This window comes from Caulobacter sp. SLTY (genome assembly GCF_009905535.1).
Lineage (GTDB): Bacteria > Pseudomonadota > Alphaproteobacteria > Caulobacterales > Caulobacteraceae > Caulobacter.
Genome location: NZ_JAAALA010000053.1, coordinates 1 through 12267, shown reverse-complemented (window position 1 = coordinate 12267; position 12267 = coordinate 1). Strand labels below are relative to the sequence as shown.

The window sequence follows — 12267 nt, the reverse complement described above, 5'->3', positions numbered from 1 at the left end:
CCGAAACCCCGCCCCGGAGCCAGCCATGACCCCCGCCTTCACCGTCACCCTCGACGCCGAGACCGACGTCGTCCTCGTCCGCGACTTCCCCCACTCCCCGGCCCGCGTCTGGCGCGCCCTGACCGAGCCCGCCCTCATCAAGCAATGGCTCGGCCCCGACATGCTCCGCTGCGAGATGGACGCCCGCCCCGGTGGCGCCTTCCTCTTCGAATGGCCGGCCTTCACCTTCTCCGGCCCCATCCTCGCCGCCGACCCCCCGCACCACATGACCCACCGCGAACACTTCAACGGCGACCCCACCACCGGCCCCACCGTCATCACCGACCTGGCCCAGACAGGGGAAGGGACACGCCTGACGGTGACCATGCGCTACGCCAGCGCTGAAGCGCGGGCGAAGGCCGTGGAGGAGGGGTTCACGGATGGGTTGGGGGAGGTTTACGGGCGGATGGAGGCGGTGTTGGGGGAGGGGTGAGGGGCTGTGGCTGTTGACCCCGACCTTTGCAAGCATGTGGCCCGGAGCCTAATGACAGCTTCTGACTCGAAGGCGACGTTAGCACCGTGCGCAGGCACCTGGCTTCGCCCGGGTGGAGCGGTCTGCCGTGTTTGGCGGGCCGCCCTCGGTGGCGAGGCCCGGGTGGCACCGCTGAAGGCCCCTGGCGAGAACATCCGTATTTGCGATCACTTCCATGCGGAGCCGGGCCGGTAAGTCGGGGGCGCCGCTATCGCGTCCCTTTTCTTAGTTCGCGAGCGGCTTCTCGCAAGTGAGCACGGTTTCTGTCCTCATGCGCTTGGAGAGCGCCTTCCCCGAGATCGGCAGGTAGCGGCTCGCCGCTGGCAGATCGCGTTCCCGGCTCTCGAGGAGGATCATGCCGGCCAGCCCGGCGGCCGTCGCGACCCCCCGCGCGTTATCGATGAAGGTGCCCTTGATGCAGCTGTTGCCCACGACGAAGGTCGCTCGGTGACCTGCTTTCAGGACCCGCGCGATTTCGGCGGTCATGTCGATCAGGTCCAAGGCGTAACGACCCATCACGCCCTCCAGGCGTTTCTCGAGAGGATCCGGGCCTCTCATGGCGCATACAACCTTGCTGACCTCAGCGTCGCGATCATGGGGATCGGCGGAGCGCTCAGCGCCGATCGATGTCGATCTGACGGACCGGAGCGCCGGGATCGAGTGGCCCAGCCACGTCAGCGACATGCGGTGGCCTCGCATGTAGTCAATCGCGTTCAGATAGGGCGGCGACGTGATGACGGCGTCGACGCTGCCGTCCTCCAGCACAAGGGCGCGCGCATCGCCTTGGCCCACCTGGGCCATGCCCTTGGGCGGACTTTCGAGCATTCGTTTCCGAACCTGTGCGACGGATCGCTCGAAATGGAAGCGGACACGATAGTCAGAGACGAGGGATACCCGGTGAGGACGACTATGGGAGGTGTCGCGCGCCAGAGATGCGCCCTGCTCTTTGGTGATGATGATCCGGCTGAACGCCACGCGTAAAACATCGAGCGCCGCCCGATCTCTGACGGTCAACTCAAGCTTGTCCTGCTGATCCAGCGCGGAGGACAGTCTCGCCAGTTCGGCGCGCTGGTTCTCGTGGAACCAGAACTCGATGAACTGGGTCGTCTCCGGGTCCGCCTGCCACTCAAGGGTAGGGATGGAGGCACCCATGGCGTCCACCATCGCCAGCACAGTCTTGAGCATGGCGTCGATTGCGTCATCGGCCACCTCGGTCGTCCAGACCTTGCTCATGAGCACGGCCAGGGGGTCGAGATCATAGCCGACGGCGTTGTGGCCGTATTCCAGGGCTTGGCGGACGACGGTGCCGGAGCCCATCATTGGGTCCAGTACGGTGCTCATGACCGGAAGATCGGCTAGCGCAGTCAAGGCTAAGTCCGGCGCCATGCGGGCTGGGAACGGGTGAATCGAGCGCACCTTCATCCCAACTTCGTAGAGGCGTACAGACCGGAAAGGAAGCTGTTCAATCCCGTCCGTGGACACAGCCTTTTACGGTTGATTGTTTTTTGTACCCACATAGGTTGTTGATCCTTGATCGGCATCTCGTGGGGGGGGGCCGTGGATGGCGAGGGGGGACGCTGCATGCTTGTGATCGAACGCCCTGAAACCGCCGGGGCGTCCCTGGACTACAATCGCCTGAAGGCGGCACCGTTGTCATCCGACTGGGCCGAGGCCGCCGAGCGCGAGGCGCGCATCCACAGCATCCACGTCTATCCGGCGAAGTTTCCGGCGCTGATCTTCCAGAAGGCGATCGAATTGGCGACCCGCCGGGGCGTCGAGGTGAAGCGCATCGGCGACATCTTCTGCGGCAGCGGGACTGTTCTTTATGAAACCGCGGTGCGCAATCTCGAATTCTGGGGCTGCGACATCAATCCGGTCGCGACGCTCATCGCCAGGGTCAAGGGCATGAGGCCGGATCTCGAGGCTTTCACGGCGGCTGCGGATCGGATCTCGCTGAGGTTCGAGACGGCCTCCCGGGCGTCGACGTTGTCGCCGGTGGCTGTCTCGCGCCTGACCCCTTGGTACCGGGCTGGACAGTTCGAAGACCTCGTCAAACTCAGGAACGCGATAGAGTCAGAGACCGAAGACCACAGCGAGGCGCGCCTGTTGTTCGACTGCGCCTTCTCGGCCATCGCCAAGCCGACCTCTCAATGGAAAGCGCGGTCGACGAAACCCGCCAGGCACGAGGAGAAGACGCCAGCGCCTGTCCTTCAGTCGTTCCAAAAGCAGTGCAGACTGATGATGGCCGCTTGGGCGGAGGCGTCGTCGGCAACCCTGCCGCCGTTCGAGGTTCATCGCGCCGACGTGAAAAGCGTCCCGGGTCCCGCCGCGCCGCTGGACCTGATCATCACCAGTCCGCCCTATGCGATGTCGTATGAATATGCCGATGTGCACCAGCTGTCCGCGCTCTGGCTGAACTACGCGGAGGACCACCGGGACTTACGCCGCGACGTGATCGGCACCGCGAGCCGACGGTCCAACCTCTCGTTCGCCTTGCGCAATCTCAACCCAGTCGGCCTGCAGATCGTGTTCCGGCTGTTTGAGAAAGACCGGGCGCTTGCCGAGTCGCTTGCCAGCTATTTCCTGGACATGCAACAGGTCGTCGGGCGCTGCCACGACTTCCTCAGGCCGGGCGGCGTGTGCGTGTTCGTCGTTGGTAACACGCAGCTCAAAGACGTGCGCATCGACAACGCCAACCATATGGTCGAGTGCTTCATCGACGCCGGCTTCGAAAACATCTCCGTCCTCAGGCGTCCCCTCTCCAACAAACCCAATACGCCGTACCGGCAGGCGAACGGGCGGCTCTCGTCCACGCCAACGAGGATGGGAATATACGCCGAGGAATATGTCGTGATGGCGCAGCGCCGATGACCAGCAAGTCCCTTAAGTTCAAGCCGTATGCCCGTCTTCTGACGATGCTCGGCGATCAGCTGATCCGAAACGAGCAGGTGGCCTTGTCGGAGCTGATTAAGAACGCCTACGACGCTGACGCGTCTTGGGTGACGGTGACGTTCGAGAACTTCGACGAGGAGTTCAAACCCGGACCCAGGGCCAAGATCGTCGTGGAGGACGACGGCGTCGGTATGACCGCCGACGTAATCGAAAATCACTGGGTCAACCCGGCCACGCCGCTCAAGCTGCTCGCGAAGAACAACGACAAGCGCAAGACAGCCCGCGGACGGATCATCCAGGGGGAAAAGGGTATAGGCCGTTTCGCGCTTCTGAAGCTGGGGCGGGACGTCAGGATCGTGACGAGGCCCGAGAACTCCGCGGACGAGAACGTCCTGGACCTGAAGCTCAGCCAGTACGACGTGGACTTTCTGGACGACCAGCGCGCGATGTTCCTCGACGAACTCGAACTCCAACTGGAAACGATATCGCCAGCGACCACGATTATCGAAAAGGACATTGACCTCGGAGGTGTCGATCGGCGGCGCAGACCGCAGGGCACCCGCATCGAGATTTCGCCTCCGGTCGGCAAATGGACCCGCGCCAAGGTCGAGAAGGTTTATGAGGACCTGGGTCGTCTCCAGTCGATCTTCAGCGATCCCAAGCCTGATGCGGTAGGCTCGCCGCCAGGGGCCGACGATGACTTCTCGGTCTTTGTCTACCGGGACGACGTTTATGAGCCCTTGGGTGTTAGTTCCCGCGACCGGCTCGACGTCCTGCTCAAGGACCACACAGTCTTCAAGATCGAGGGGAGTTTCGACGCGGCGCGGGGGGTCTTCGACTTCCAGCTCAACGGCCAGCAGAAGACACTTCCCATCAGTGGGCCCGACATCAACGGTCTGACGGTCTTCCGCGACTATCTCAAGCGCCGCGGCCTGACCCCTGACAACGCTTCCCGCCTAACGACGGAATGCGGTCCGTTCGGCTTCTCCTTCTACGTCTTCGATTTCAGCGCGGACGCCAAGGGCAAGCTGTTGCTGGACAAGGAGGACAAGGAGCTCATCAAGAAGCACCGAATCTACCTCTATCGGGACGGAATCCGGGTCTATCCCTACGGCGATCCTGACGACGACTGGCTGCTGATCGACGTCCGCCGCGGCACGGTGCGCGCCAGCGAGTTCCTGAGCAACGATCAGGTCGTAGGCTTCGTGAACATCTCGCAGGCCGAGAACCCGAACCTGCGCGACAAGACGAGCCGGGAGGGGCTCGTCGACACGGGCCAGGCGGTTGACGACCTGCGGTCCCTCCTCCAAGCCCTGCTCGCCTGGGTCCGGAAGTCTCCTTACGGCCAGTACCGCCAGAAGGCCAAGACGTCGTCGGACGTCGATGTCTTCAAGTCGGGCAAGGTCCAGACGCTGATGGACGAGGCGGTCAGCGCCGCCACGGACGAGAAGACGCCGCCCAAGGTTCGGGAGACCCTCCTTGAGGCCAACAAACAGTACAAGGCCGAGCGCCGCTACCTCGTCCAGCGGGCTGAGAATACTGAGCACCTCGCAGGTGTCGGTCTTTCCGTGGAGGCGGCTTCCCACGACCTCATGTTGGCGATGCATCGCGTCATGGGGGCCATCGACAAGCTCCTCAATTTGGTGAACAGCGGGCGGTCCATCGACAGGGAGGCCCTACAGGCGGAACTCGTCTCGATGCGGGGCCTGCTCAGCTTCGTCCAGTCCCAGATGGGCGACATGCAGCTCCTGTTTCGCTCGACCAAGCAGCGTCGCAAAGACATCCGCGTCGTGGACCTGGTCGAAAAAGTCTCGAAAATCTTCGCCAGCTTCCTCGAGCGGAACCGTATCGAGGTCTCGGTCGAAACGATGGGGTCCCCGCTGGTCGCCAAGACCACCGATGCGGTGCTGCTTCAGCTTCTGCTGAACCTCTTCGACAATGCGACCTACTGGCTGCAGGGCGCGCCGGAGCCGCGCAAAATAGAGATTCTGCTCGATGGCGACCAGGGCACGATGACCTTCGCCGACAATGGACCCGGCTTCCGGGACGAGGATGTCCCCTACGTCTTCGAGCCCTTCTACTCAGGCAAGGGTGAGGATGGCCGAGGGCTGGGACTCTACATCGCCAGACAGCTCCTCGAGCGGCACGAATACTCGATCGAGATCGCAGCGGCGGATCAGCGGATTCTCAAGGGCGCCAACCTGCTGGTGACCTTCGTAAAAGAGCAGGCATGACATGGTAGCTCCCAATCATTTCAAGGGCATCGCGGTCGTCATCGACAACGGCATTGGGCAGGAAGAGGCGATCGACAAGATTCTCGCCAATATCCGCGAGAGCGGCGGCCATCCGATCGGTCTGCTGGAGCTTCCCGCCGATGACTACGACCTGGACCACTTCGCGCGCGTGTCGTTCTTTGTAATGGACTGGAACCTGGCGAACCGGGACGGGATCCCGCTAGAGGCCGGCCTCAGACTTCCGGACGCGCTCAACCAAGACATGGTCCAGCGAAACATCGCCTTCCTCAAGCGTCTTAGCAAAAGCAGGCATGCGCCCGTCTTCATCTTCACGAACGAGAGCCCCGAGCAAGTCCTGGAAGAGCTGTCGACAGACCCGGAGCTCCACAAGAGCGTCGAGGAGTCCCACATTCTCGTGAAGTCCAAGACCGAGGTTGCCGACAAGGTCTACGAGGTGCTCGAGACCTGGGCCAATGAGACGCCGTCCGTCCTTACGCTAAAGACGTGGGAGAAGGGCTTCCTCCGGGCGGCCAACGACCTCTTCATCGATCTGCACAACCGCGCCCCCTACTGGCCGGTCATCCTCTGGCAGACCTTCGGCGATGACGGGGTCCCGCCCGAGATGGAGATGAACAAGCTTATTAACCGCCTGGTCGAGTCGCGGATGGCCGCGTCCGACCTCAACCTGACGCCCTTCGTCGAAACCGTGAAAGAGCGGCACGCGGCCAACCAGGAGTCCTACAACGCCTCTATCTTTAAGGTGCTGGAGGGCGAGCGGTTTCTGCGCGATGAGAAGCTCAAGGCGGACATCTTCGCTCCCGGCGATGTATTCGCCTTCTCTTTGGCTGAAGGTCGGGACGTCTTTTACATCAACATCCGGGCTGAATGCGATTGCCTGAGGGGCAGCGAAGACATGGAGCTGTACTTCTTAAAGGCGCAGGTCGTTGCCGAGCCAGAAAAGAAGATTGATCCCTTATACGGCACCTTCACGGGCGAGAAGGACAATGAGGCGATCATTTTCGCGATGCTCGGTGGGAAAACCTATTCGGTGAAGTTCAAGGACCTCAAGGTGAAGTCTTTGAAGGCGCTCGAGAAGGAAAAATGGCGTCGTGTCGGGCGGCTGCTCCCGCCCTTCATCACGCGCGTCCAACAACGCTATGCGGCCTATGTACAGAGGCCGGGCATGCCGCGCATCCCCAGCGCGCTTTACGCCGCCGAATAGTCGGGGACCCAGAAGCAGAGGCGAAGCGCCCCCGCTCCTTCGCACTCCCTTTGCGATGGGCGCGTGAGCCTCTTCGCGTGCTCTAATTCGAGGCAAAACGAATGTCTGCAAGCGAACTCCGACAGTTGGCCGGTCTTGGCGCATAGCAGACGCCGCCTGCACTCCCCCACATTGCACCCCACCCCCACATCCGCCACCCTGTCCCCCATGACGGGTAAACGCCTCATCGTTGTCGAAGACGAAGCCCCCCTGCGCGACCTCTACGCCCGCGCTCTGGAGCAGGCCGGGTATCAGGTGCGGACCGCCGGCGGGGCGCTGGCCTGCCGCCGCCTGCTGCGCGAGGCGCCGGCTGATTGCCTGTTGCTCGACATCGGCCTGCCCGATCTCGACGGCCTGTCCCTGGCCCGCGAGTTCAGCGACACCCCGGGCCTCGGCCTGATCATCGTCTCCCGCCGCGACGCGGCCGAGGACCGGATCGCCGCCCTGGAGCTCGGCTGCGACGACTACATCACCAAGCCGGTGCATCTGGGCGAGCTCTGCGCCCGGGTGATGGCCGTGCTGCGCCGGCGCAGCCCGCGCCGGCGGCTGGCGCTGGGGCCGTTCCGGGTCGATCTGGAGGCCCACACCGTCACCGCCGACGGGGTGGAGGCGCCGCTGACCCGGGGGGAGTTCGCCATCCTGGCCCTGCTGATCGCCGCCGGCGGCAAGGTGGTGGCCCGCGAGGCCCTGTTCGAGCGGATCAGCCGCAAGCCCGACGAGGGCGACCTGCGCACCGTCGATATCCTGATCAGCCGCATCCGCCGCAAGCTGGCCGGCGCCCCCGGCGGCGATCGGCTGATCGTCACCGCCCCCGGCTTCGGCTATCGCACCGGCCTGGAGGCGGTCGCGTGCTGAGCACGGCTTGGGGCAGGGCGGCCTGATGGCCAGGGCCGGCGCGCCGTTGGTCGCCGCCCGCGCCGAGGGCGCCGTGCTGGGCCGCGAGGCCGAGCGCCACCGCCTGGCCGCCGCCATCGAGGACCCCGCCATCCGCCTGGTGGTCATCCGGGGGGAGGCCGGGGCCGGCAAGACCGCCCTGGCCCGCGAGGCGATCGCCGCCGTCCAGGTTAGCCCCGGCGGCGCCCTGGTCGCGCTCGGCAAGCATGCGGAGGGGCCCGCCGGCGCCTCTGCCGCCGCCGCCGGCCAGGCCTTCGCCGCCCTGCTGGGCCAGGCGCTGGACCAGCTGCATGATCCGGAGGCGGGCCTGGCCTCCCTGCGCGCGGCCCTGGGCGCCTCGGCCCCGGTGCTGGCCGCCCTCGACCCGGCGTTCGGCTCGCTGGAGGACCGGGCGGCCGGAGCGCCGGTCACTTCCGAGGCGGCCGGCGAGCGGCTGGCCCATGCGGCCGCCTGCTTCCTGCGCTGGGCGTCGGGGCTGGGCCTGCCGATCCTGCTGGTGCTCGACGATTGGGGCCGGGCGCGGGGCCAGGCCGCCCGTCTCTACGAACGCCTGGCGCAGGAGGGCGACCTACCGGGTCTGACCCTGATCGCCACCGAGCGGAGCGCCGAACCGGCCGCCCTGGTCTCGCCGGCGCTGGAGCCCGGCCTGCTGCTCGACCTCGCTCCCCTGTCGCGCGAGGCGCTGCACGGCATCGCCGCCGCCCACCTTGGCGGTGACGCGGTCACCGCCGCCGCCGTGCTGGCCCTGCTGCCGGGCGCCCTCACACCGCTGGCCCTGATCCAGACCCTGGAGGGCCTGGCCGACGCCGGGGCGCTGGTGAGAGGCCAAGGAGATCGGGGGAGGGGCGGCTGGACCCTCGACCGCACCGCCGCGGCCGCCGCCCTGGGCCAGGATGTGGCCGAGATCCTGCTGCGCCGCATCCTCGCCGCCGCCCCGGACCAGCGCCGCCTGCTGGAGGTCGCCGCCGTGTTCGGCGACGCCGCCGACCGCGGCCCGCTGGAGGCCGTCGCCGACCTGGGTGCGGGGTTCGACACCGCCTTGGCCGCCCTGGTCGAGGAGGGGTTGCTGGAGGTGGCCCCGCTCCACCAGGGAGGCCGCGTCCGCTTCCGTCACGACACCATCCGCGCCGCCGCCCTGGCCGGCCTCGACCCCGCCCGCCGCGCCGCCGACGCCGGCCTCTGGGCCGAACAGCTGCGCCGCGCCGGCGCCGTCCAGGGGGCGGAGCGCGAGGCCATGTTGCGCCTGCGCCTGGAGGCCGGGTTGCAGGGCGCCGAGCCCGCCGCCTGGGCGCCGCTGTTCGTCGCCGGGGCCGCCGCCGCCCGCGCCACGGGCCTTGCCGCCCTGGCCCGCGCCTTCGCCGACGCCGCCCTGCGGTTGGAGGAACGGGCCCGCGCCGAGACCTACCCCGCCGCCCGCGAGGCCGGCCTGGCCGCCGTGCAGGACGGCGACCTCGCCGCCGGCGCCGAGCTGGCCGCCGTGATGGAAGCCCGCGCCCGGGGCGAGGCCGAGCAGCTGGAGGCGGCCGAGACCGCCGTGTTCGTCGCCCGCCTGTCCGGCGACCCGGCCCGCGCCTTCGACCTCGGCCGCGCCGCCGTGGCTCGCCTCGGCCTGTCGCTGCCGGCGCGTGGCTCGCTTCCAGCGGCGCTGGCTGCGGTGGTGGTTATGCGCCTGACCCCCGACACCCCCGCCAAGTCTCCCCCGCGCGGTGCGAGCGCCCACCGCCTGCTCAACACCCTGGGCGCCATCGCCTTTGAGCGCGACCCCGGCATCGCCGCCATAATGGCCGCCCGCTCCGCCATCCATCCGGCCCTGCGCGGCGGCGCCTTCGCCGCCGCCCTGCGCTGCATGCTGTCCTGCCTGATGGGTGACTGGGCCGGGGCAGACCGCTGGGGCCGCACCGCCTTCGACCGCCTGGACCGGGACGAGCCCCTGCGCGCCGCCGCCATGCAGCTGTCCCTCCAGTTCGGCCTCGGCCTGACCATCGACGCCGGCCACCATTTCGAGGAGGCCGAGCGGCTGCAGGCCCTCGCCCTGGCCGAAGGCGACCTCGGCGTCGCCGCCTACGCCAACCGCGACCGCGCCCTGGCCTCGATGCGGATGCCGATCACCCTGGCCCGCCACCGCCGCATCCTGGCCGAGTGCAAGGCCAACGCCGCGAGGTTTCAGGACCAGGCCACCGAGCCCCTGATCGACGCCCTGGCCCAGCTCTCCGCCAACCTCGCCGAGGGCGGCCCCGAGCCCTGGCGCCTGGTCGGCGACCTGTTCGACAGCCCCAGGTTCGAGCGCGAGGCCGGCCCCGGCCTGCAACAGGTCGCCATGGCCGCCATGACCTTCGAGGTCCTGCTCGCCAACGCCTACGGCGCCTGGGAGACCACCCTGTCGGTCTGGCGGCGGATGGGGACCCGCTTCGACAGCCTCAGGCACCACCCGGTCACCGTCATCTGGGCCTTCCACTGCGGCCTGGCCCGCGCCCGCCTCGGCATGCCGCTCGCCAAGTGGGAGATGGCCATCGTCGACCGCTGCGCCCGCTTCAACCCGGTCAGCTACAGCCACCGCAGCCTGGCCCTGAGGGCCGAAGTCCTGCTCGCCAAGCGCAAGGTCGGCGCCGCGATGCAGGCCTACGAAGCCGCCGTGGTCGCCGCCGCCCAGTCCGGCTTCCTCATGGAGCAGGCGGTCGTGGCCGTCGCCGCCCAGGCCGCCGCCAAGCAAGCCGCCCGCCCCGACCTGGAACACCGCTTCGCCGCCGCCGAACAGACCGCCTGGAGGGCGCTGGGCGCCACCGCCATGCTGAAGGGGGAGGGGGAGTTCGTTCCGACCCAACTCCAGGAGGGCCCGCCCTCCGAAGCCTTGGCGAAGGAGGGCGCCGACCGCGCCAGCCGCGCCAAGACCCGCCTCCTCGCCGGCGCCGCCCACGAGCTGCGCACCCCCATGCAGGGCATCCAGGGTCTGCTCGACCTCGCCGCCGACGACCCCGCCACCCTCGACGTCGCCCGCCTGCGCGAGGCCTTCGGCTCCCTCTCCGCCGTGGTCGACGACCTCACCGAGCTGGGCGCCGTCGAGGCCGAGCGCATCGCCCTGGTCGACGCCCCCTTCGTCCCCCTGCGCCTGGCCCAGACCGAACTCGACCTCGCCGCCACCTTCCCGAACGCCCGCCCGTTCCGCCTCGAAGCCCACGGCGACGTCACCACCCCCGCCCAGGGCGACGCCGGCCGGATCGCCCAGATCCTGCGCAACCTGCTGACCAACGCCCTCCGCTACGGCGAGGGCGAGACCACCCTCGTCCTCACCGCCACCGACACGGACCTCACCTTCGACGTCCTCGACCACGGCCCCGGCCTCACCGCCGCCGACCAGACCCGCCTGTTCCAGCCCTTCGTCCGGGGCGACGCCGCCGCCCGCGCCGAAGGCACGGGCCTGGGCCTGGCCCTCTCCCGCCGCCTGGCCCAGCGGATGGGCGGTGACCTCACCGGCGACAACCGCCTGGACGCACCAGGCGCCGTCTTCCGCCTCACCGTCCCGCTCCGCCCCGCCACCGCCGAACCGCACGAAGCCCTGCGTAGCTTCAGCGGAGCCAGGGTCCTCCTCGCCGAAGACACCGACCTCTCCCGCGACACCCTCGCCCAGCTGCTCACCCGCCAGGGCCACACGGTCACCGCCGTCCCCGACGGCCAGGCCGCCCTCGACGCCGCCCGAAAGGCTAGGGAGAAGGGGAAGCCCTTCGACCTCCTCATCCTCGACGTCCGCATGCCCCGCCTCGACGGCCCCGCCGCCCTGGCTCAGCTGCGCGCAGAGGGCCACGCCACCCCCGCCCTGATCCTCACCGCCTCGATCGACGGACCGCTGGCCCGCCGCCTCGCTGACCAGGACCCCGTCCGCCTGGTCCGCAAGCCCCTCACCGCCGCCCAGCTCTCCCAGATCGCCGCCGACTTCGCCGCCCCCACAACCATCGACACCGTCCTCGGCCCAGACGCCCCCGCCGCCCGCGCCCAGGTCGCCGCCGCCCTGCGCCAGCGCGCCGCCGAAGTCCTCGCCTGGCCCACCACCGGCCTTGCCGCCGCCCGCGACGCCGCCCACGCCGCCGCCGGCCTCGCCGCCCAGTTCGGCCTGCCCGCCGAAGAAGCCGCCTTCGCCGCCGCGGAAGCCGCCGCCGCGTCAGGCGACCCCGCCGCCCTCACTACCGCCTGCGAACACCTCCGCCCCCTCAGCTAACCCTCAATCAAACACATCCCCACAGTCCGCATACTCCGGCAGCCCGAACCCGCTGTTCACCCCCGGCTCCCAGATCGACCCCCCATCCGCATACTCCGGCAGATCCCGCCGCCAGCCGTCCCGCAGCACAGGCGGCCCGCTCACCCGGTCCATCGCCCGCCCGATCAGCGACAGGCAGTCCACCTCGTCGTCAAACCGCCCGCCCGGAAACGCCACGCACTCGTCGATGAAACAGTCCCCGTCCCCGTCGTCCCGCACCCACACC

8 protein-coding genes are annotated in these 12267 nt (G+C 68.3%); 6 read left to right on the top strand and 2 right to left on the bottom strand.

What is annotated here, in order from left to right; all coding sequences use genetic code 11:
* A partial coding sequence (locus GVN21_RS19705; RefSeq protein ID WP_205690197.1) for an SRPBCC domain-containing protein occupies nucleotides 1-472 on the top strand: 472 nt, incomplete at its 5' end.
* Between the two features lie 264 nt (nucleotides 473-736).
* Here the strand turns inward: GVN21_RS19705 and GVN21_RS19700 are convergent.
* Nucleotides 737-1852: a hypothetical protein gene (locus GVN21_RS19700; RefSeq protein ID WP_205690196.1), complete on the bottom strand. Its 1116-nt coding sequence runs from the start codon at nucleotides 1850-1852 to the stop codon at nucleotides 737-739.
* A 240-nt stretch (nucleotides 1853-2092) separates the two neighbouring features.
* On the opposite strand from GVN21_RS19700, the gene GVN21_RS19695 reads away from it, so the two are divergent.
* From GVN21_RS19695 to GVN21_RS21275, 5 genes are all read left to right on the top strand, one after another.
* The gene (locus GVN21_RS19695) at nucleotides 2093-3382 is read left to right on the top strand and encodes a site-specific DNA-methyltransferase (protein ID WP_166576444.1); all 1290 of its coding nucleotides are present in this window, start codon (nucleotides 2093-2095) and stop codon (nucleotides 3380-3382) included.
* 44 nt (nucleotides 3383-3426) lie between these two features.
* Entirely contained in the window at nucleotides 3427-5637 is a 2211-nt protein-coding gene (locus tag GVN21_RS19690; protein WP_205690195.1) for an ATP-binding protein, read from the top strand.
* A gap of 1 nt (nucleotide 5638) precedes the next feature.
* A complete protein-coding gene (locus GVN21_RS19685; RefSeq protein ID WP_166576443.1) occupies nucleotides 5639-6859 on the top strand; it encodes a hypothetical protein in 1221 nt (406 codons plus the stop codon).
* Nucleotides 6860-7066: 207 nt separating this feature from the next.
* On the top strand, nucleotides 7067-7753 hold the full coding sequence (locus GVN21_RS19680; RefSeq protein WP_166576442.1) for a response regulator transcription factor: 687 nt from the start codon (nucleotides 7067-7069) through the stop codon (nucleotides 7751-7753).
* Nucleotides 7754-7778: 25 nt separating this feature from the next.
* On the top strand, nucleotides 7779-12002 hold the full coding sequence (locus GVN21_RS21275) for an ATP-binding protein (RefSeq protein WP_166576441.1): 4224 nt from the start codon (nucleotides 7779-7781) through the stop codon (nucleotides 12000-12002).
* Between the two features lie 3 nt (nucleotides 12003-12005).
* Here the strand turns inward: GVN21_RS21275 and GVN21_RS19670 are convergent.
* Nucleotides 12006-12267 (bottom strand): hypothetical protein (locus GVN21_RS19670; protein WP_166576440.1); only part of this gene is annotated, 262 nt, incomplete at its 5' end.